The following is a 20,876-nucleotide window of genomic DNA, read 5'->3' on the forward strand; positions in this document are numbered from 1 at the left end:
CCGCGGTTATGAGCGCGCGGCGCCGAGCGCGGGGACGTGATCGCCTAGAGCGCATGGCGAAGGGCCTCCAAGGATGCGAGAGCCGGACCGTGCCGGAGATCGACGGGCGGCGCCTGAACGCTAGATCTGGCGACAAAATCAAGTCAAGAGCTTCGTTCGGCAAGAAGTCTCAAAATCGGGAGGGTCTGGCCAACTTGGTTTGAAGGGACTTAGTGTTCGTCCCGATGTCGAAAGAACTGATCGAAGCAACTGGGGGCGGCATGGCCGGAACACCGCACGGCGAACCGGGGTCGGCCCAGCACATCCTGCAGCTGGTCTCCTCGGGCGCCGCCTCCTCCCGGGCCGATCTCGTACGGGAGCTGGGGCTCGCCCCCTCCACCGTGTCGCTGCGCGTGCAGGAACTCGTCGCCGCCGGCGTGCTCACCGAATCCGGCGAGGGAGCGTCACGCGGTGGCCGCCGCCCCCGCCTCCTGCGCGTCCACGCGCAGGGCGGCGTCGCCCTCGCCGCCGACCTGGGCAGTCACCACGCGCGCATCGGCGTCGTCGACCTCGGCGGCACCGTCCTGGACGCCGTCGACCTGCCGCACGACATCACCGCGGGGCCCGAGTCAGCCGTCGACTGGCTCTGCGGGCAGGTCGCCGAACTGGGCGCCCGGCAGCGCGAGGCGGGCCGCACCGTCCGCGCCCTGGGTGTCGCCTTTCCCGGACCGGTGCAGCCCGTCGAGGGCCGCGTCCTGAGCCCGTCCCGCATGCCCGGCTGGCACCGCTACCCACTGCGCGACGTCCTCGCCGACCGCCTCGGCATCCCCGTCACCGTCGACAACGACGCCACGATGATGGCCGTCGGCGAACACCGCACCGCGCGCCCCGGACTCGACCACATGGTCGTCGTCAAGGCGGGCCGCGGCATCGGCAGCGGCGTCATCGTGGCGGGCCGCCCGCACGACGGCGCGGGCGGCTCCGCGGGCGACATCAGCCACGTGCGCATCGAGGCGGCGGGCGACCGTCCGTGCAGCTGCGGCAACATCGGCTGCCTGGAGACCGTGGCGAGCGGCGCCGCCCTCATCCGCGAACTCGCTCAGCAGGGCGTCGAGGTGGCGGACACCACCGAGCTCCTGCGGCTCGTCGCCGACGGCGACCCGCAGGCCACCACCCTCGTCCGCACCGCGGGGCGGCACATCGGCACGGTCCTCTCCGTCGTCGTGAACTTCTTCAACCCCCAGGCCGTCGCCCTCGGCGGCGTCCTCGCCACCGCCGAACCGCTCGTCGCCGCCGTACGCGGCGTCCTCTACGAGCGCTGCCTGCCCCTGGCCACCGCGGACCTGGAGATCACCACCACCGTGACCGGGCGCGACGCGGGCCTCCTCGGCGCCGGACTCACCGCCCTGCGCCAGAACCTGCCGACCACCCCGGCCCCACAGGACCCGCCGTCCCAGGAAGAGAGCGTCCACGCATGACCATCCCCGCATCGAACCAGCGCCGCCTCCGCATCGGCATCGGCGGCATCGGCATCGAGTCCTCCACCTTCTGCCCGCACCGCTCCACCACGGACGACTTCCGCCAGACCCGCGGCCAGGACCTCCTGGACCGCTACACCTGGACCCGGCCCGAATCGGACCTCGCGAACACGGTCGAATGGGTGCCGCTCCTGCACGCGACCTCGCTGCCCGGCGGCCCGGTCGAGGCCGAGTCGTACCTGACCCTCAAGGACGAACTGGTCACCCGCATACGGGAGTCGGGCCCCCTGGACGGTCTCGTCTACGACATCCACGGCGCGATGAGCGTCGTCGGCCTGACCGATGCCGAGGCCGACCTGACGGAAGCCGTCCGCGCCGCGCTCGACGCCGTCGGCACCCCCGAGGGCGGCCGCCCCATGATGTCGACCGCCATGGACCTGCACGGCAACGTCTCGCGCCGGTTCGCCGAGCCCATCGACCTGCTCACCGCCCACCGCCTCGCCCCGCACGAGGACGCCTGGGAGACCCGCGAGCGCGCCGCACGCAACCTCGTGCGCTGCCTGCGCGAGGGAGTCAGGCCGCACCGCGCCTGGGTGCAGGTGCCCGTGCTGCTGCCCGGCGAGAAGACCAGCACCCGCCTGGAGCCCGCCAGGTCCCTCTACGCCTCGCTCGCCGACATCGAGAAGCTGCCCGGCATCCTCGACGCCGCGATGTGGGTCGGCTACGCCTGGGCGGACGAACCGCGCTGCAAGGCCGCGATCGTCGTGACCGGCGACGACGCCGAACTGGCCGCCGCGCAGGCCGGGAAGCTGGCCCGCCGCTACTGGGACGCGCGTCGCGACTTCGTCTTCGTCGGCCCGACCGGCGGCGCCGAGGAGTGCGTCGCGAAGGCGGTGGCCTCGCAGAAGCGGCCTTTCCTGATCAGCGACTCCGGCGACAACCCCACGGCGGGCGGCGCGGGCGACCTCGCGTACATGCTGGGCACGCTCCTGGAGAACGACGCCATCCGCTCCGGGAAGGTCACCGCCGTCCACCCCGGCATCACCGACCCGGTCGCCGTCGCCCGCTGCTTCGAGGCCGGAGTGGGCGCCGAGGTCACCCTGAGCGTGGGCGGCAAGGTCGACGCGAACCATGGGGGGCCGTACGAACTCACCGGCACCGTCGTGGCGTTGCAGCGCGCGACCGAGCAGAAGGACCGCGCGGAGGGCGGCGCGTACGACCGGGGCGTCGACATGGCTGCGGTGCGCACCGGCGGAGTGACCGTGATCCTCGTCGAGCGGCGCAAGCCCTTCCACACCCTCGCGGACTTCATGGGCCCGGCCGACGGCGGCCTGGGCATCGACCCGCGCACCTTCGACCTCGTGGTCGTCAAGATCGGCTACCTGGAGCCCGAGCTCTACGACATGGCAGCCGACTGGCTCCTCGCCCTCACCCCGGGCGGCGTCGACCAGGACCTGCTGCGACTCGGCCACCACCGGGTGGAGCGCCCGCTCTACCCGTTCGACGAGGACGCGTACGACACCGGGGCGGGCCCGGACCTGACGGCGACCCAACTGGCGCCGCTCGCCTGATGAGAAGGGGCTTCACCGCTCAGATCGCTTCTGCGAAGGTGATCCCTTCGAGCCGCGAACCCATCCGGAGGAGCCCCCGTGAAGCGTGCCGCCACCCTGTCCGCCCTGGTCTGTCTGCTCGCCGTCACGGCTGCCGCGCCCGCGTCACCCGACACCGGGCGCGGCAAGGACCGCCACCACGGCAGCCTCCTTGACTCCGTGCCGAAGTCGGGCGTCCTGAAGGTGTGCACGACCGGCGACTACCGCCCCTTCACCCACCTCGACCCCGCCGACGGAACGTACAGCGGCGTGGACATCAAGATGGCCGAGGACCTGGCGAAGAGCCTCGACGCGAAGCCCGCGTACGTGGCGACGACCTGGGCGAACCTGACCAAGGACGTCGCGGCAGGCCGCTGCGACATCGCGGTCGGCGGCGTCTCCATCACCCTGCCCCGCGCCCGCCAGGTCTACTTCAGCGAGCCGACCCGCGAGGACGGCAAGACGCCGATCGTGCGCTGCGCCGACAAGGACGAGTTCGGCCAGGGCACGCTCAAGGACATCGACAAGCCGGGCACCACCGTCATCGTCAACCCCGGCGGAACGAACGAGCAGTTCGCGCGCGAGAACATCAAGCGGGCCACCATCAAGCTGCACCCCGAGAACACCACGATCTTCCAGGAGATCGTCGCGGGCCGCGCCGACGTGATGATGACGGACGCCAGCGAGACCCGCTACCAGTCCAAGATCCACCCCGAGCTCTGCTCGCTCCACCCCGACAAGCCCTTCACCTTCTCGGAGAAGGCCTACGCGCTGCCGCGCGGGGACGAGCCGTTCAAGGAGTACGTCGACCAGTTCACGCACCTCGCGACGCACGACGGGACGTACGCGGGGTACGAGGCCGAGTGGATGGGTGCCCCCTCGGGTTCCTAGTCAGGGATTTCCCTGAGGTGGCCCCCGATGCCGGGGCGGCGGGCGCCGCCCTACCTTCCTGGGCATGGCTTCCTTCCGTGAGCGGTGCATCCACACCCGGCAGGGTGGTCGGCTCGCCTCGACCACCACCGCCGACATCGACAAGCTCGTGGCCGGGCTCAAGGACCGGCCGCGCGTGGTGCTCCACTTCCACGGCGGACTTATCGACGACACCCTGGGCTTCGCCACCGCCCACCGGCTCACGCCGGTGTACGAGGCGGCGGGCGCCGACCCCGTCTTCTTCGTGTGGAGCAGCGGCCTCCTGGAGACCCTGCGGGGCAACCTGCCGCAGATCCTGAACGAGAGCGTCTTCCGGACGCTGCTCAACAGGGTCACTCGATACGCCACGGGCCTGGTCTTCAAGGAGCCGGGGCAGCGTGCTCTCGGGGCGGTGGCCACTCCCACCCCGAGGGCCGTCCAAGCGGAACTCGCCCAGGTGCGGGCGGGCCAGGAGCCCTACGCCCGGCTGAGCGCACCGCCGGACGTACCGCCACTGACGGAGTCCGAGGAGCGGCAGATCGCCGTCGAACTCTCGGCGGACACCGAACTGGCCGAGCGCACCCGGGAGATCGTGAACTCGGTGCTGCCGCAGGCCGGGAGCAGCACCACAGAGCCGGTCGCCGCGGCGCGAGACGTCATCGGGGGGCGTGCCGCGGCGACCACACTGATGTCACCGGAGGTCGTGGCCGACCTCGCGGCCAGGGCCGGCACGGGGGAACGGGCCCTGGTGAGCACCGCGTTGATGGTGCGCAAGACCGTGCGCGTCGTGGCGGCCGTCGTCGGCCGTTACCGGCAGCGCAACGACCACGGGCTCTACCCGACGGTCGTCGAGGAGATCCTCCGCGAGTTCTACCTCGCCAACGTGGGCGCCGCGATCTGGGACGCGATGAAGCAGCAGACCGCGGACACCTTCGCCGCCGACGGCGACGAGGTCCGCGCCGGACGCTACTTCCTGGACCGGTTCGCCGAGCTGCTCTCCACGGGCACCCGCCCCCAGGTGACCGTGGTCGGCCACAGCGCGGGCGCCGTGTTCATCGGCAACCTTCTCGACGACCTCGTGCGCAGGCGCGCCGCCGCCGACGATCCCCTTCCGGCCGACTTCCGGCTGCGGGACGTGGTGCTCCTCGCGCCGGCCTGCACGGTGGCTCAGCTCGCACCCGTGGTCCGCCGTCAGTCCGAACTCTTCGACCGGCTGCGGATGTTCACCATGACCGACAGGGCGGAGCAGGCCGACCACCTGGTGCCGTTCCTGTATCCGAGGTCGCTGCTCTACTTCATCTCCGGGGTCCTGGAACGCGGGCCGTCCTTGCGGACCGCCGTCACACCGATCGCGGGCATGCAGCACTGGTACCTCGACCCCGCCGCCACGGGACCCGACTCCGACGACCTGCGCGGCTTCCTGCGGGCGGACCCCGCGCGCACGGTGTGGTCGCCCGGTGACGGCGGCCCCGGCCTGCGCTCGGGGGCGCGGAGCCACATCGCGTTCGACGCCGACCCGCAGGTCCTCGCGAGCGTGGCGGCGATGCTCGCGGACTGACGGCACGAGGACGGAACGTAGGGGGGAGAAGTCCGATGAACGACCTGCACTACGCCGTGGTCGTCGGCATCAACCGCTATCCGGCCATCAGTGTCCTGCAGGCCGCGCGGGGTGATGCGGTCCGGTTCCGGGACTGGCTCGCTACGTCGTACGGCATGTCGAGGACCGCACCAGACACCTGCTGGTCCCGCAGCAGCCCCGGTTCGTCAAGGGGAGCGCCCCGATGGTCTTCGCCCGGGACGTGGAGGACGTCTTCGAGGTAATGACAGGCGGCCGGTGGCGGGGCGGTCCCGGGCCGTCGATCCGGTCGACCGGGTGCGGCGCTACGTGCGGGAGATCGCGAGCGTCGAGGACAAGAGCGTCGACGACGTGCTGAGCAGCATGGAGCCGAAGGACCGGTCCCGCAGGGCCGGGCTGCCGCACAAGGCGGTCGACAAGGCCATCAAGGTGCTCAGGAGTGAGTCCGCAGGGCGGGGCCGGGCGCCCACAGGACGGGCCCGCGCGCCCGCAGGGGGAATGAGCGGGGGGAACGGCGACGGCCGGGAGGCACAGTGCCTCCCGGCCGCCGCCGGGTCCGACGTCCCTGCCCCCGTTGCCGCGCTCGGCACCCCCGTGACCGTGCGTGGCGGAACGTCGGTGGCCTGCCGGCCGCGTCCCCCAACACGGCCGGCAGGGGTGGGTGGAACGACCTGCGGCCCGTGCACCCCCGAGCGCGCACGGACGGACAGGCCGACGGTGACGTGGTGGTGCGTCACCCGTTCTCGAGGAACCCCCGCGGTCCCGTTCACCATGGCTGCCCCGCCTCCCCGTCGTGCCCGTCAGGTCAGCGCGCGGCGCACCATCGTGCGGAACTGCTCCGAGGGTTCGATGCCGAGCTCCGTGCGGAGCAGCCCGCGGAACGCCTTGAAGTGCCGCACCGCCTCCGCCAGGTTGTTCTCGGCGAGGTGCACCGTCACGACCGCACGGTGCGCGCTCTCGCGCAGCGGATCGATCCGGGTGCTCTCCAGCGCGGCCTCCAGGGCGGGGGCGTACTGCTCGCGCACGACGAGCCGCGCCGAGAGGGCCTCCAGCGCGTGCAGCCGCAGCTGGTGCAGTCGCTCGCGCTCGAACACCACCCAGTCCTGGTGCCAGCCGGGCAGCAGCTCACCCATGCCCATCAGCGCGGAGCACGCGGCCCCGGTTCCCTCGGCCGGGGCCGCGAGTATGTGGTGTGCCGTGGCGGTGAAGTCCTGGATGTCGAGCCGGACGCACCGGCTGAGCGCGAGCACCCCGGGCCGAGGGGTGCCGACGGCCGAACTCGCGTCGTTCAGACGCCAGATGGCGGTACGCAGGCAGGCCCGCGCACGCTCCTCGGTGACGTCGGGCCACAAGGTCCCCGCGAGCGCCGACCGGGTCACGGGGCCGCGGAGCCCGAGGAGTGCGAGCAGCTGCTGCCCGCTGGCGGACACGTCGACCTGCCCGCCGCCGTCGCCCTCGTCGCGGCTGAGGCGAAATCCCCCAAGGAGACGCATACGCAGGGCCGGTGGCGCGTCGCCGCGTACCCCCGGACGGTCCGTGACAGCCATCTGTGCACCCCCAGTCGTGCGTCCCATCCCCTGACCAGGCAAGAAACTACGCCGGGTGCGGCAGGGGTGCCTCAGGGAACCGCCCAGGGATAACCCCGGTGTGCCGGGGCTCCGGCCAGGGGAGGGCTAGGAGGACGTGCGCCGGTCCTGGGGGGCGAAGTGGTGCACGAGCCCGATCCGCGAGGTGATGCCGAGCTTCGTGTACGTGTGGCCCAGGTGGTACTCGATGGTCTTGACGCTCAGCGCGAGCGCGGTGGCGATCTGCCGGTTGGTGAAGCCCTGCGACGCGAGACGCGCGACGGCCAGCTCCTGCGGGGTGAGCCCTTCGGCGGCGGAGTCGGCGTCCGCCGCGTCGTGCGCCGGCCGCGGCGGCGCCGCACGCCCACAGGCGTCCAACTCCCTTTCACACCGGGCGAGATAGGGCGCGGCGTCCAGTTGGCTCATCGTCGTGTACGCCGCCTGCAGCTGGGCCACGGCGACCGAGCGGCGGCCGATCCTGCGCAGGAAGGCCCCGTGGTCGAGCTGGACGCGGGCGCGGCCGAACGGGGAGGGGAGCTGCGCCGCCTGGTCGTGCGCGCGCAGGTACGACGCCTGGGCGCGGTCCGTCTCCCGGTGCGCCGCGTGCAGATTGCCGCGCACCCGTGCCGCGGTGGACAGCGCCCCGTGCTGCCCGCGGGCCTGCGCCCGCTCCTCGAAGGGCAGCAGGACGGCCTCGGCCTCGGCCAGCTCGCCGAGCTGGATCAGCGCGTCGACCAGGAGCTCACGCCAGGACACCACGCCCGGTTCGTTCACCCCGTCGTGCGTGGCGAAGTCCAGGAGCGGCCGCAGCGCTTCGACGACCCGCTCCGGCTCGGCGCGGGCCTCGGCGTAGGCCCCGTGCGCCGACGCCGCGTACGCGTACGCGAGGGCGGTCTCGTCGCAGCCCGGGGCGTCCAGGGCCAGCCGCAGGTGCGCCGACGCGCGGTCCCAGGTGCCGCGGGCCGAGAGGATCCAGCTCGCGATGGCGTGCGTGACGGGCTTCAGCCACGACTGCTCGGTGTCGTCGGCTATCGAGGCGGACGCCTCGGCGTGGATCAGCGCCTCGTCCCAGTCGCCGAGCCGGTGCAGGGTCTGGGCGAGCGCGGACGCCGAGAGCAGCCGCAACGGAACCGTTCCCTTGCGGCAGTTGGCCACCGCACCCTGCAAGTCGGCACGCGCGCCAAGGAGATCGTCCGACCAGAGCCTCAACTGACCGCGCGCAAGCAGCAGATCGATGCTCGCGGGCGGGACGAGCAGCGGATCGGGAAGGTCACCGGCGAGTTCGATGCCCTTCTTGGCGAACCCGCTCAGACCCAGCGCGAGGAGATGGTTGAAGCGCAGCATCCGGCTCGGCCCCTGGAGGGTGGAGAGCCGCTGGGCGCGCTCCGCCCACTGGGTGGCATCTGAGGAGCGCCCCCGCATCACGGCGGCATAGCTCAGCTGCTCGGCCGCCCGCGCCGCCAGCGAGGGATCGCTCTCGTGGTCGCACTGGTTCCACGCGTCGAGGAGCAGCGTCTGCGCCTGCTCCATGCGGCCCTGGACACGCGCCACATAGCCGCGTACGTAGCCGCGCAGGGCGGGGTCGGCGCCGGCCGGAAGACCCGCCGCGAGCTCGGCCGACTCGTGCACACGGCCGTCGAGCAGCAAGGCCTCGACCGCCTCGACGGCGAGCCGGTCGCGCTCCAGACCGGTCGTCGCCACCCGCGAGGCGTGCCGCAGGTGGGTGCCGGCCACCGCCCACTGCCCGGTGGTCGCCTCGCGCCGCGCGCAGGCGGCGAGGGCGGCGGCGAGATGCTCGTCGGGGCCCGTGGCGGCCAGCACGCGGTGGCGCAGGCTCGCGTAGTCGTCCTCGACCAGGGCGGCGGCCCGGGTGTGCAGATCGGCCCGGTGCGCGGGGCCGATGTCCTGGTAGACCGCGGCATGGACGAGGGGGTGCGGGAAGGCGATCTCGGGCGCGGCGCCCGGATGCGTCTCCTTCAACAGCCCTGCCTTGACGGCGCGTTCGAGCGCCGGCAGTGGCGCGGGGACACGCGCGAGAGAGGCCGCCACGCTCAGCGGGCAGGAGAGCCCGAGCACGCTGACCGCCTGGACGAGCCGCAGCGCCTGGGGCCCGCACTCCGCGAGGTTGGCGAGCACCAGCATGGCGTACGAACGCGGCGCGGGCAGCGGTGTGGTGACGTCTCGCAGGACGTGCCCGGGCACCTGGTCGATGAGCGCGCGGGCGTGCAGCGGATTGCCGTGCGTGTGGTCCCGCAGACGTACGGACGCGGAGCGCGGGAGGCGGTTGCCGCCCATCTGCGCGCTGAGGGAGCCCAGTTCGTCCGGGGTGAGCCCGTGCAGCGGGATGCGCCGGGTGCGGACGTCGGCCAGCAGCCTGCGGATACCCTCGGGCAGCTGGGGCGCCTGCGGGTCCCTCGCGGTCACGATCGCGAGGACCTTGTCGACGCGCAGCCGCCGCAGCGCGAACGTCAGCGCGTTCAGCGATGCGGAGTCGGCCCAGTGGGCGTCGTCGAGCACCAGGATGACCGGCCCCTTGTCCTGCAGCTCGCTCAGCAGGTCGAGCAGCCCGAAGCCGGCCGCGAGCGGCGGCAGGGTGCCGGGCGCCGAGCGTGGCGTGCGGACCAGGGAGCCCAGGCAGTCCGGCAGCGGGATCGGGCTCTGACCGACGAACTGGGCGAGCACCCCGCAGGGCAGCGCGCTCTCGTTCTCGTCGCCGCTCGCCTGGAGCACGCAGGCGTCGCCCGCGGTGTCCAGGAACCTGCGCACCAGTGCCGACTTGCCGATGCCGCCGGGCCCGTCGATCAGGACGAGGCGCGGCGCACCCTCGCGCGCTTGGCGGAACTCCTCCTGGAGCGCCGCGAGTTCGCGCGTACGACCGGAGAACGCCTCATGGGGCGCCGGTGCGTGGACATCGCCGTTCAGAATGTCGCCGGACGTCATCACCGCCCCCACGTGTCGGCACCCGGTACGGGTCCCACGACTGTGCCCGTGACCCGTGCCGGGCGCATGGCCCTGAACGTCCACAATGATGCCGAAACCGCTCTCGGTACAAGCCGATTCCCCACACCCGGGGAGTCGGTTCGCGCGAGACGGCATCACGCGTCACAGGAGTCGTCCCCCGCCGCGCAAGCGCGTTCTCCGGGCTCCGTGGACGCGGGGTCCGGAGGCGGTTCGAGCAGCGAGAGAAGTTCGAGCCAGCCATGAAACGGCGTCCGGTGGCCCGGGCCCCCGTCCGCTTCCGCGCAGCCCTCACCCAGCACACTGCCGTGCACGCCCCCGGGGGAGCGGAACACCTCGATGACGTAGCGCACAACGCCCTCCCGAGGGCCGGTACGGGCCCCGAACCGTGACACATCGCGACAGCGCCACGGTACGAACCCCGGCCCGGCCGTCGCTTCGGGGAGCCACCTAGGGATGACCCCAGTCCCCGACCCTTGGCCAAGGCTGCTGCGGCGAAGTGGGCCTGGGCCGTGGGGTTCAGACCATCCGGTGGTACTGCTGGGGCGTGGCGACATCGCCGCCGAGGTCGTTCGCGGCGTGGCGGGCCCACGAGGGGTTGCGCAGGAGCTCGCGGCCCAGGAGTACGGCGTCGGCCTCGCCGTTGGCGAGGATCTTGGTGGCCTGCTCGGGGTCCGTGATCATGCCGACGGCCGCCACGGGGAGCAACGTCTCCGCCTTCACCCGCGCGGCGAACGGGACCTGGTAGCCGGGGCCCGCCTCGATGCGCGCCCGCGGGGCGTTGCCGCCGGTGGAGACGTCCAGGAGGTCCACGCCGTGAGCGTGCAGTTCCTTCGCGAGCCGGACCGTGTCGTCGGCCGTCCAGCCCTCCCGGTCGTCCTCGGGGTTCTCCGTCAGCCAGTCGGTCGCGGAGATCCGGAAGAAGAGGGGCAGTTCCTCGGGCCACACGGCGCGGACGGCGTCGACGACTTCAAGGGCGAGCCGGGTGCGGTTCTCGAAGGAGCCGCCGTACTCGTCCGTGCGGTGGTTGGAGAACGGCGAGAGGAACTCGCCGATGAGGTAGCCGTGGGCGCCGTGGATCTCGACCACCTGGAAGCCGGCGTCCAGCGCGCGCCGGGCCGCGTCGGCGAACTGGCCGACGACGTCGCGGATCTCCTCCGTGCTGAGCTCGTGCGGCAGGTGGTGGCCCTCGTCGAAGGGGAGCGCGCTGGGCGCCAGCGGCTGCCAGCCGCCTTCCTCCTGGCCGACGGGTCCGCCGCCCTTCCAGGGGCGCTCGGTGGACGCCTTGCGGCCCGCGTGGGCGATCTGGATGCCCGGAGTGGTGCCCTGGGTCTTCAGGAAGCCGGTGATGCGGCGGAACGCCTCGACCTGCGTGTCGTTCCATATCCCGAGGTCCGCGGGGCTGATGCGGCCCTCAGGGCTCACGGCCGTCGCCTCGACGAGGATCAGGCCGGTGCCGCCCGTGGCGCGCGCCCCGTAGTGGGCGAAGTGCCAGTCGTTGGCCACACCCGCGTTCGGCCCGAACACCTCGGCCGAGTACTGGCACATCGGCGCCATCCACACCCGGTTGGGGACGGTCAGCGATCGCAGGGTGTAGGGCTCGAACAGCGCGCTCACGGCGGGCTCCATTCGTCATGGGCTTCGGTACGGCTCGTACGATAGACCTCGTAGTACGGCAGATGTCAAACTACGATGACTCTCGTACTATGGAGGTCTTCGAGAAGACGTGAAGCCCGGACCCGGGGCCCAGACGTGAAGCCGGACGAAGTGGAGCCGTCATGACGACCGCCGCACCGATCAGCAGCCGTGCGCTCGACCATCCGGCGCGTACGGAGATCCGGCTGGAGGGTGTGCTCCACGCGCTGTCGGACCCGATGCGCCTGCGCGTCGTGCGGCAGTTGGCCATGTGCGAGCCCGGCCTCGACGGGCTCTCCTGCTCGCAGATCGACCTGCCCGTCACGAAGTCCACGAGCACCCACCACTTCAGGGTGCTGCGGGAGAGCGGCGTGATCCAGCAGATCTACCGAGGCACGGCCAAACTGAACGGCTTGCGCCGGGAGGACCTGGACGCACTGTTCCCGGGGCTTATGGACAGCGTCCTCGCGGCGGCCACCGCACAGGCCGAGCGAACGAGCGCCCCGTAGGACGGCCCGTCAGGGGCGCGGGGAACTGCGCGCCAAGCCCCCACGGACCCGCAGACGAAGCACGTCCCAGGTCACTGCTCACCGCCCCGCGCGGCGGCAAGCAGCCCCGGCCAGTCCGGGATCTTCACCAGTCCTCGGCCCAGGGACACGCCGAGCGCCGTCTCCGCACGCTCGATCGCCTGCCAGCCCCGCCACTCGACGGGATGCAGCCCGGCGTCGCGCAAAGCGGGCAGCGGATCCTCGGGCACCCCCTTCCGTACGAGGGCGGGGGCATCCTCCAGCAGAGAAAGCGCCGTCTCCTTGGCGCACGGGCGGTTGGTCCCGATGACGCCCGTCGGCCCCCGCTTGATCCAGCCCGCCACGTACTCGCCCAGGGACGCGGCGCCCTCCCGCAGCACCCGCCCCGCCGCATGCGGCACCGTGCCGAGCGCGGGGTCGAACGGCAGTCCGTCGATGGGCACCCCGCGATAGCCGACCGAGCGCAGGACCAGCTGCCCCGCGACGTCCTCGTACCGCCCGGAACCCGTCACCCCGCCGAGGCCGTCCGGCAGCGTCCGCTCGAACCGCACCCCGCCGACGCGTCCCGACGCCTCCATCACGGCCACCGGTCGCAGGAAGAAGCGGAGCCGGATGCTGCGCGGCAGACGCAGCGGCGAGCGCTCGGCCCAGCCGCGCATCACCTCGATGTTGCGGCGGCCCGCCGCAGGCAGGCCGGAGGGGTCGGTGTACGCGGGATCGAGCGCCAACTCGGCTGGATCCACGATCACTTCGGTGTCCGGGAGCGAGCCGAGCTCGCGCAGCTCCTTCGTGGTGAAGCGGGCCTGCGAAGGGCCGCGCCGCCCCACCATGTGGACCTCGCGCACCCGGCTGCCGGCCAGCACGCCGAGCGCCGCCTGCGGCATGTCGGTGGGCCGCAGCTCGGCCGCGCCGCGTGCCAGCATCCGGGCGACGTCCACCGCGACGTTCCCGACGCCGATGACCACGGCTGACTCCACGCCGCCGATGAATCCGTCGGCCGTCGTGTCCGGGTGCGCGCTGTACCAGGACACGAACTCCGTGGCCGAATAGCTGCCCGGCAGATCCTCGCCCGGCACGCCCAGCTTGCGGTCCGCCGCCGCGCCCACGCAGTAGACCACCGCGTGGTAGAGGTCGAGCAGTCGCGCGGTGGGCAAGCCGCCGGGGCCGATCTCGATGCCGCCGAGGAAGCGGACACGGTCGTGTTCGAGGACCGTACGCAGGTTGTTCTGCAGGGACTTGATCTTCTCGTGGTCGGGTGCAACGCCGTAACGGACGAGGCCGTAGGGGCAGGGCAACCGGTCGATGACGTCGACGCGCACCCCCGGCACCTGATCCTGCTGGACGAGGGACTGCGCGGTGTAGACCCCGCTCGGGCCCGATCCGACGACGGCGACCTGCAGCACGGCGGTGCTCCTTCCGCGAGGCGGCCTCGGGGGATGCCTTCAGCATGGCACCCCCGTGCGTGAAGGGGGAGACGCCGTGAGGGGCGCGTTGACCCGGGTGTCCCGCTCCAGGGCCGGGCGCCGCGCGGGTCCTGCGTGCCGTTCGTGACCTAATGCGATCGCACGGCTACCTTTTGATTGTGCTTGAGAGCCCCTTTCTTGGCGTTTCTGATCACTATCGACCGAATGCTGCTGGCTCGCCCTCATTCTCACCACCGGTCTCACCCCCGCCCTCGTCCCTGTCCTCGCCCTCGTTCCATGTACGGCTGACCTTCGGTGACGGAGCCGCCGTCGACGCGAGGGCCGTGGTGTCCGAAGGGCGGATCACCCTGGAGGGCCTGCACGCCCGGCCGGCCCGCGCCGAGCAGACGTACACGCCCCCGCGGCTGGATCCGCTCCCGCAGAACCCGCCTCCCGTACGACGCGCACGCCCGGCATGGCCGCGCGGGCGCGAGGGGCGGCTGATGGTGGCCCAGGAGTACCGCGCGGCTCAGGCCGAGGGACGGGATCCCGTGCTCGCGGTGATGCAGGCGACCGGCCGCAGCCGCCGCAGGTCCCTGAAGCTCATCGCGTCCGCCCGGGACGCGGGCGCGCTGCCCGCACGCCACAACCGCCGCTAGGGCATCCCGGCCGCCGTGCCGCTCACCACGCCCAGGCCGGCGTCCACGTCCCGGCATGGCCGGGCCGCGTGGCGGCGAGGTGGTCGCGCAGGGCGGTGAGCGCGGGGTGCGGGTTGTCCCGGTGCCAGATCAGCGAGTGCGGGTAGACCGGCGTCGGGCCGTGCACCGCGACGCGCCGCAGGTCGTCTTCGGCGGGCCAGTTGAGGCGGGTCCGTTCGCCGACGAAGGTCGCGAGGACGGGGGACCCGGCGATCGTGTCGAGGAGCGGCTCCGTCCCGAAGTCCGGCCCGGTCGCCTCGATGCTGATCCCGAAGGCGGCGGCGAGCGCCTCGTAGTAGGCGGCCCACTCGGTACCGGCGACGAGGCCGGGCATCCAGATCCGGTGCCCGGCGAGCTGCGCGGGGGTCACCTCGGGGGCGGCCGCGAACGGGTGGGCGGGCCCGGTGAGGAGCTGCACGCGCTCGTCGAAGACCCGGGCGGCCTCGATGCCCTCGGGCAGCTCCCGCGCGGGCAGGGTGAGGGCGCGGAAGGAGGCGTCGACCGTGCCCGAGCGGACGGCGGTCAGGGCCGCGTCGGCGTCGAAGAGCGTCACGACGTCGAGCTCGGTCCCCGGATGCGCCCGGCGGAAGCCGCTCAGCAGCCCCGCGGGCGCGAGCCGCCGCCCGATCACGTCGACACGCAGCGCCCGGCGGCCGCGCCGCACCGACGCCGCCGCCCGCTCCTCGGCGCGCAGGAGATCACGGGCGTGCGGCAGGAACGCCTGCCCGTCGACGGTGAGCCGGACGCCGCGCGCGCCACGGGTGAACAGCCGCACCCCGAGATCCTTCTCCAGCGCGGCGACACGCTTGGAGACGGCCTGCTGGGTCACCCCGAGCGCACCGGCGGCCGCCTGGAACTGCCCGGCGTCCGCGACGGCGGCGAAGGTGCGCACGGCATGAAGATCCACGCAGGTCATCCTAGGAGCACAACCGATGGTTGTGGCCGCCCGGCCGCCGCGGTTGTTTGACCTGCGGACCCGCCGCCGGTTTGGATGCCGCAGGTCGATCGGGACGGTTCGAGCACGAGGCGAGGGGTGGCACCGGGCATGGAGGCCAGGAGGTCCCTCGGGCGGCCGTTCGGATGGCTGTGGGCGGCCTACACGGTCAGCACGTTCGGCACGCGGCTCGCGTTCGACGCGTTCCCCCTGATCGCGATCCTGGCCCTGGACGCCGGTCCCGCGGAGGTGTCGCTCCTCGCGGCGGCGGGCTTCGCGGTGGGCGCGGTGGTGGCGGTGCCGCTCGGGCCGTGGGTGGAGTTCCGCCGCAAGCGGCCAGTGATGATCACGATGGACCTGGTCCGGTGCGCGGCGCTGCTCAGCATCCCCGCCGCGTACGCCCTTGGTCTGCTCGGGTTCGGGCAGCTCCTGCTCGTGGCGGTCGTCGTCGGCGCGGCCGACATCGCCTTCGGCGCCGCGAGCGGTGCGAGTCTCAAGGCGCTCGTACGGCCCGACGACCTGCTCGTCGCGAACGGCCGCCTGGAGTCGACGAGTTGGACCGCCCTGATGCTCGGACCGCCGCTGGGCGGGGCCGTGATCGGCGCCTTCGGCCCGGTGATGACGGTGGTGGCCGACGCGGTCAGCTACCTGCTCTCGGCCCTGGGGCTCCGCGCGATCGGCGGCAAGGAGCCGCACCCCGTGCGCACCGGGCCGTCGGCCCGCTTCCGGGCGGGTGACCTGCTCGACGGGTGGCGTTTCATCCTGGCGGGCCCGGCGCTGCGCCCGCTGTTCTTCAACACGCTGCTGAACAACGGCCTGATCATGGCCACTTCGCCGCTCCTGATCGTCCTGATGGTCGGCGAGCTCGGCTTCGCGCCCTGGCAGTACGGACTGGCCTTCGCCGTGCCCTGCCTCGGCGGCCTGATCGGCTCGCGGCTCGCCCGGCCGCTCGTCGAACGGTGCGGGCGGCACCGGGTCCTGCTCACCGCCGGGACGCTGCGGGCGTGCTGGCTCATCGGCCTCGCCTTCATCGGCCCCGGTGTCGCCGGGCTCGTACTCGTCATGGTCGTCGAGTTCGGCCTGATCACCTGCTCCGGCGTGTTCAACCCGGTGTTCGCCACCTACCGGCTCGACCACACCCCGGCCGACCGCGTCGCCCGTACCCTGTCTGCCTGGTCGGTCACCAGCAAGCTCTCCATCGCCGCCATGACCGGCCTGTGGGGGCTGCTGGCCGGCGTCACGGGACCGCGCACCGCGGTCGGGATCGCAGGGGTCCTCATCCTCGCCACTCCGCTGCTGCTGCCACGACGCGAGCACGAGCCGCTCGAGCCGCACGACGGGCGGGACGCCACCGCCCGGGCCGGCGGCTGAGGCCCCGCGCCGCGCGCCTCACATCTTGCGCATCCGCGTGATCTCCGCCGTCTGCTGCGCGATCACGTCGTTGGCCATCTCCTCGACCTGGATGTTGTTGCCGTCGGAGAGCACGTCCGTGGCCATCGTGACCGCGCCGTTGTGGTGCGTGATCATCAGCTTCAGGAAGAGCTCGTCGAACGTCTTGCCCTTGGCGGCACGCAACTGCTTGAGCTGCCCCTCGGTCGCCATGCCCGGCATCGTCCCGTGGTCATGGCCGGGTTGCTTCTTCGCGCCGCCGTGGCTCTTCAACCAGCCCTTCATGGCGCCGATTTCGGGGCGCTGCGCGGCCGCGATGCGGTCGGCGAGACGCTTGACCTTCTCGGAATCGGCGCGCTTCGGGGCGAGTTCGGTCATCGTCAGGGCCTGGCCGTGGTGCGTGATCATCATCTGGGTGTAGCTGAAGTCCGCCGAGTTGGGGGAGTCGTCGTCGGTTCTCTTCTTGGCCGCGTCCTCGGCGGACAGGGTCGCGGCCGTCTCGCCCGGCTTGCCGGGAGCGATCACCGACGGGCCAGGCGCGGCCTTCTTGCCCGGCTCCGAACCGGCGTCGGAACCACCTGAATCACAGGCGCCGAGCGCGAGAACGGCAGCCGTGAGGAACACGGTGACGGCGGGCGTACGACGGTGGAGCACGGCTGCCTCCTGTGGCGCGCGGGGGAGTTGAGGACCGTCCTAGCACGCTTGCGCGCGGTGGTGATCAAAAACTTTCATTACAGATGCGTTGCCATCTGTTGATCTGTGCATGATGAGCACGATACTGCGGGTGTCCGTGAACCGTTCGACCATGAACGGTGACTACGGCGACTAGGGAGGACGCAGTGACCCTGTTGGACAACCCCCGAACTCGGCGCAGACGCTTCGGCGTCGGCGCGGCAGCGCTCGGTCTGATCGCGGCCCTGTTCAGCGCGGCGCCCGCCGGGGCGACGCCCGATCCGGGCGACTCGCCGGCCGCGCCCAAGAGCGTGTCGAAGAGTGACGCCGCCGACGCGAGGGCGGCCATCAAGAACGGCGAGATACCCGCGCCCGACGAGATCGTGCATTCGGACAACATCAAACACCTCGCGAACATCCCCAAGGACGCGCTGCCGGGGTTCAACACCGACCTCGCCTTCCAGGGGAAGTACGCCTTCGCGGGCAATTACGACGGCTTCCGCATCTACGACATCAGCAACCCGAAGAAGCCGCGGACCGTCTCCCAGGTCCTGTGCCCCGGCTCGCAGAACGACGTCTCCGTCTCGGGGAACCTGCTCTTCCTCTCCACCGACTCCTCGCGCAGCGACAGCTCCTGCAACAGCACCACGCAGCCCGCGACCGAGAAGTCGTCGTGGGAGGGCATGAAGGTCTTCGACATCAGCGACAAGGCCAACCCGAAGTACGTCTCCGCCGTCGAGACCGCCTGCGGCTCGCACACCCACACGCTGGTGCCGGAGAAGAAGAACGTCTACGTGTACGTCTCCTCGTACTCCCCGAGTGCGACGTTCCCGGACTGCCAGCCGCCGCATGACGGCATCTCCGTCATCAAGGTGCCGCGCAAGGCCCCGCAGAAGGCGGCGGTCATCGACTTCCCCGTGCTCTTCCCGGGTGAGGGCCCCGACGGCGGCGGCAACCCGGGCGGGCCCACCAACCCCGGCGTCTCCAAGACCACCGGCTGCCACGACATCACCGTGCTGCCCTCCGAGGACCTCGCGGCCGGCGCCTGCATGGGTGACGGCATCCTCTTCTCCATCAAGAACCCCGAGAAGCCCAAGGTCATCGACCAGGTCCAGGACAACAAGAACTTCGCATTCTGGCACTCGGCGACCTTCAACCAGCGGGCCAACAAGGTCGTCTTCACCGATGAGCTGGGCGGCGGTGGCGGCGCCACCTGCGACGAGGCCACCGGCCCGGAGCGCGGCGCCAACGGCATCTACGACATCACGGGCAAGGGCGATCACCGCAAGCTCGTCTTCAAGAGCTACTACAAGATCCCGCGCCACCAGGCCGCGACCGAGAACTGCGTGGCCCACAACGGCTCGCTGATCCCGGTCAAGGGCAAGGACCTGATGGTCCAGGCGTGGTACCAGGGCGGCGTCTCCGTCTGGGACTTCACCAACTCCTCGAAGCCGAAGGAGATCGGCTACTTCGAGCGCGGCCCGCTGTCCGCCGACACGCTCCAGGTCGGCGGCTCCTGGTCGGCGTACTACTACAACGGATACATCTACTCGAACGACATCGCCAAGGGCTTCGACGTCCTGAAGATCGACGACAAGCGGACGGATCCCGCCGAGCGGGTCCGCGTCCGTGAGCTCAACGTCCAGACCCAGCCGGACTACTTCGACTGAGCGGACCCCGGTGCGAACCCCTGAGCGGGCCGCGTCTCCTGCGCGCCCTGCTCGTCGGCTCGCCCATGTGTCCCGCCGGGCGGCTCGTCGCCCGGCGGGACCCCGAGCTCCCACGCGAGCCCGTACCGCTGGAACAGCTCGGCCCGCAGCGCGCCCTCAGGCATCGGCGCCCCCGGAAGCAGCACCGCGAAGACCGCGCCCATCAGGAGGGCGCGCAGCAGGGGGTAATCGGTGTCCACGTCGGGCGACCCGTGGTGTACGACGGTGTCGCGGAGCACTTCGGCGAGGTGCTGCTGCTCCGGGCAGCGCACGAATCCGTCCGCCTGGAGGATTCCCGCCATGTGGGTGCGCATGAGGAGGGGCTGCTCCCTCGCCAGGCCGAGGATCGCGTCGATGGCGCGGGCCAGGCGCTCCTGCCCGTCCGAGCTGCGCGGCTCCCGTTCGAGTGCTTCCTCCAGGGTGAGGTGCATGAGCCGGTGCACCGCCGACTGCAGGAGTTGGCGCTTTCCGGGGAAGTAATACGACACCAGGCCGCGGGCCGAGCCCGCGCGGTCCGCGATGTCGCCGAGAGTCGTCGCCTCGTAGCCGCGCTCGCTCACGAGCTCGACCGTGGCCTGCAGGAGCCGTTCCCTGGAACGCCTTCGCAACTCTTCATTGACCGATGCGCTACGCGGGGACATCCTGTAACTCCTGCGTTGACTGGCTCAGAGCCAGTATACTCAGAGTGTCTCGGGCGAGGACCCTCGGTGGTCGTCTCACGGCCCGGCGCGACCTGGGGCAGGCAACACCGCGGGGGAGTGTTGCCTGCTCACGGGTGCCGATCGGCCGAACCCTCCTTACAGTGGGCCGGGGGGCCGAGGAGGCGTACTGAGATGGACCAAGAGCAGATTCTGTCCCGGATCTCGTCGATGGTCGACGACGAGCGGACCCTGCGGGAATCACTGGCGTCGGGAGCGATCGACGAGGCCACGGAGCGCGCGCGGCTCGGCGTGCTGGAACGTGAACTCGACCAGTGCTGGGACCTGCTGCGCCAGCGGCGCGCGAAGGCGGAGTTCGGCGAGAACCCGGACGAGGCACGGGCGCGTCCCGCCGCCGAGGTCGAGGGCTACCGCTCATGAACGGTGGCGCACCTCGGCCCGTGGAGTAGCCGGGCCGGGTGTCCGGCGGCGTCCGATGTCCTGGATCAGGTCCGGTCGATGAGGTCGAGGACGGGGCGGAGAGCGTCCGGGCGCTGGTCCACGGGCAGGTGGTCCACGAAGTGGACGGTGCAGCCGAGTGCGGTGGCGCCGCTGTCCGCGTGCCGGTCGTCGCCGACCATCAGCGTGTCCACAGGGCCGACGCCGAGCGCCTCGCAGGCGTGCGCGAACAGGCGTGGGTCCGGCTTCTGGATCTCGTGCTCGTACGACAGGGCGTACGCGTCGACGTACGGGTCGAGGCCGTGGGCGCGGAACACGGGGCGCAGATCCCAGCCGATGTTGCTGACCACCGCGACGCGGACGCCCCGTTCCCGGAGCCCGGCGAGCACCTCGCCCGCGTCGGCGTAGGGATGCCAGGCCTCCGGCCGCATGTGGCGGTCGTACAGGGCGTCGTGCAGGAGCGGATCGGGCAGCGGGACCTCGCGCGAGAGCCCGGTGAACGCGGCGCGGTGCTGTGCGGCGCTGCGGTCGCGCTGGGCCCACAGCTCGGCGAGCCGCTCGGGAACGACTTCGGGCCGCGCCCCGCCCGGCAGGGCACCGGCCCGCTCGAGCCCGGCCGCCAGCCGCTCGAACTCGGCCTCGGGGAGCGGGAGTCCGGCCTCCAGGAGCACCGCCCGCAGCCACTCCCCGGCGGACTCGATGCGGAACAGGGTCCCGGAGAAGTCGAAGAGCGCGCCCTTGATCGTCATGAAGGGAAT

At 72.0% G+C, this 20,876-nt stretch carries 17 protein-coding genes; 9 read left to right on the top strand and 8 right to left on the bottom strand.

The window, feature by feature from the left end:
* The first annotated feature begins 224 nt into the window (after nt 1-224).
* The 4 genes from AB0E78_RS34245 (at nt 225) to AB0E78_RS34260 (ending at nt 5,513) form a co-directional block, all read left to right on the top strand.
* Nucleotides 225-1,457, top strand: coding sequence for an ROK family transcriptional regulator (locus AB0E78_RS34245; RefSeq protein ID WP_361841039.1), 1,233 nt, complete (start codon nt 225-227; stop codon nt 1,455-1,457).
* On the top strand, nt 1,454-3,028 hold the full coding sequence (locus tag AB0E78_RS34250) for a M81 family metallopeptidase (protein WP_361841042.1): 1,575 nt from the start codon (nt 1,454-1,456) through the stop codon (nt 3,026-3,028). Before AB0E78_RS34245 ends, AB0E78_RS34250 begins: the two co-directional genes overlap by 4 nt.
* 78 nt (nt 3,029-3,106) lie before the next feature.
* Nucleotides 3,107-3,937 carry a transporter substrate-binding domain-containing protein gene (locus AB0E78_RS34255; protein ID WP_361841044.1) on the top strand — a complete coding sequence of 277 codons (831 nt, stop codon included), beginning with the start codon at nt 3,107-3,109 and terminating at the stop codon, nt 3,935-3,937.
* Between the two features lie 64 nt (nt 3,938-4,001).
* Nucleotides 4,002-5,513: a hypothetical protein gene (locus tag AB0E78_RS34260; protein WP_361841047.1), complete on the top strand. Its 1,512-nt coding sequence runs from the start codon at nt 4,002-4,004 to the stop codon at nt 5,511-5,513.
* Nucleotides 5,514-6,331: 818 nt separating this feature from the next.
* On the opposite strand, the gene AB0E78_RS34265 is transcribed toward AB0E78_RS34260, so the two are convergent.
* From AB0E78_RS34265 to AB0E78_RS34275, 3 genes are all read right to left on the bottom strand, one after another.
* Nucleotides 6,332-7,078 carry a BTAD domain-containing putative transcriptional regulator gene (locus AB0E78_RS34265; protein ID WP_361841050.1) on the bottom strand — a complete coding sequence of 249 codons (747 nt, stop codon included), beginning with the start codon at nt 7,076-7,078 and terminating at the stop codon, nt 6,332-6,334.
* Nucleotides 7,079-7,204: 126 nt separating this feature from the next.
* Complete coding sequence (locus tag AB0E78_RS34270; RefSeq protein ID WP_361841053.1) at nt 7,205-10,036, bottom strand: AAA family ATPase; 2,832 nt, start codon at nt 10,034-10,036, stop codon at nt 7,205-7,207.
* Between the two features lie 537 nt (nt 10,037-10,573).
* Nucleotides 10,574-11,671 (bottom strand): NADH:flavin oxidoreductase/NADH oxidase, encoded by a 1,098-nt coding sequence (locus AB0E78_RS34275; RefSeq protein WP_361841055.1) that lies wholly within the window; start codon nt 11,669-11,671, stop codon nt 10,574-10,576.
* A 161-nt stretch (nt 11,672-11,832) separates the two neighbouring features.
* Here AB0E78_RS34275 and AB0E78_RS34280 point away from each other — a divergent pair, with 161 nt between their 5' ends.
* Nucleotides 11,833-12,198, top strand: a complete 366-nt coding sequence (locus AB0E78_RS34280) for a helix-turn-helix transcriptional regulator (protein WP_361841058.1) — start codon at nt 11,833-11,835, stop codon at nt 12,196-12,198.
* 71 nt (nt 12,199-12,269) lie between these two features.
* Here the strand turns inward: AB0E78_RS34280 and AB0E78_RS34285 are convergent, their stop codons facing one another.
* Nucleotides 12,270-13,619, bottom strand: coding sequence for an FAD-dependent oxidoreductase (locus tag AB0E78_RS34285; RefSeq protein ID WP_361841061.1), 1,350 nt, complete (start codon nt 13,617-13,619; stop codon nt 12,270-12,272).
* Between the two features lie 278 nt (nt 13,620-13,897).
* Here AB0E78_RS34285 and AB0E78_RS34290 point away from each other — a divergent pair, with 278 nt between their 5' ends.
* Complete coding sequence (locus tag AB0E78_RS34290; RefSeq protein WP_361841263.1) at nt 13,898-14,278, top strand: DUF6214 family protein; 381 nt, start codon at nt 13,898-13,900, stop codon at nt 14,276-14,278.
* Nucleotides 14,279-14,300: 22 nt separating this feature from the next.
* Here the strand turns inward: AB0E78_RS34290 and AB0E78_RS34295 are convergent, their stop codons facing one another.
* Nucleotides 14,301-15,224, bottom strand: a complete 924-nt coding sequence (locus AB0E78_RS34295) for a LysR family transcriptional regulator (RefSeq protein WP_361841064.1) — start codon at nt 15,222-15,224, stop codon at nt 14,301-14,303.
* Between the two features lie 138 nt (nt 15,225-15,362).
* Here AB0E78_RS34295 and AB0E78_RS34300 point away from each other — a divergent pair, with 138 nt between their 5' ends.
* Nucleotides 15,363-16,622 (top strand): MFS transporter, encoded by a 1,260-nt coding sequence (locus tag AB0E78_RS34300; RefSeq protein ID WP_361841067.1) that lies wholly within the window; start codon nt 15,363-15,365, stop codon nt 16,620-16,622.
* Nucleotides 16,623-16,640: 18 nt separating this feature from the next.
* Here the strand turns inward: AB0E78_RS34300 and AB0E78_RS34305 are convergent, their stop codons facing one another.
* Nucleotides 16,641-17,294, bottom strand: a complete 654-nt coding sequence (locus AB0E78_RS34305; RefSeq protein WP_361841070.1) for a DUF305 domain-containing protein — start codon at nt 17,292-17,294, stop codon at nt 16,641-16,643.
* 185 nt (nt 17,295-17,479) lie between these two features.
* On the opposite strand from AB0E78_RS34305, the gene AB0E78_RS34310 reads away from it, so the two are divergent.
* Complete coding sequence (locus tag AB0E78_RS34310) at nt 17,480-18,982, top strand: hypothetical protein (RefSeq protein WP_361841073.1); 1,503 nt, start codon at nt 17,480-17,482, stop codon at nt 18,980-18,982.
* Here the strand turns inward: AB0E78_RS34310 and AB0E78_RS34315 are convergent.
* The gene (locus AB0E78_RS34315) at nt 18,970-19,662 is read right to left on the bottom strand and encodes a helix-turn-helix domain-containing protein (protein ID WP_361841076.1); all 693 of its coding nucleotides are present in this window, start codon (nt 19,660-19,662) and stop codon (nt 18,970-18,972) included. The genes AB0E78_RS34310 and AB0E78_RS34315 overlap by 13 nt on opposite strands.
* Nucleotides 19,663-19,854: 192 nt before the next feature.
* Between AB0E78_RS34315 and AB0E78_RS34320 the strand changes: the two genes are divergently transcribed.
* Complete coding sequence (locus tag AB0E78_RS34320; RefSeq protein WP_361841079.1) at nt 19,855-20,100, top strand: DUF2630 family protein; 246 nt, start codon at nt 19,855-19,857, stop codon at nt 20,098-20,100.
* A gap of 65 nt (nt 20,101-20,165) precedes the next feature.
* Here the strand turns inward: AB0E78_RS34320 and AB0E78_RS34325 are convergent, their stop codons facing one another.
* Entirely contained in the window at nt 20,166-20,867 is a 702-nt protein-coding gene (locus tag AB0E78_RS34325; protein ID WP_361841082.1) for an HAD-IA family hydrolase, read from the bottom strand.
* Between the last annotated feature and the right edge of the window lie 9 nt (nt 20,868-20,876).

It is taken from the genome of Streptomyces sp. NPDC032198, assembly GCF_040636975.1.
In the GTDB taxonomy this organism is placed as follows: domain Bacteria; phylum Actinomycetota; class Actinomycetes; order Streptomycetales; family Streptomycetaceae; genus Streptomyces.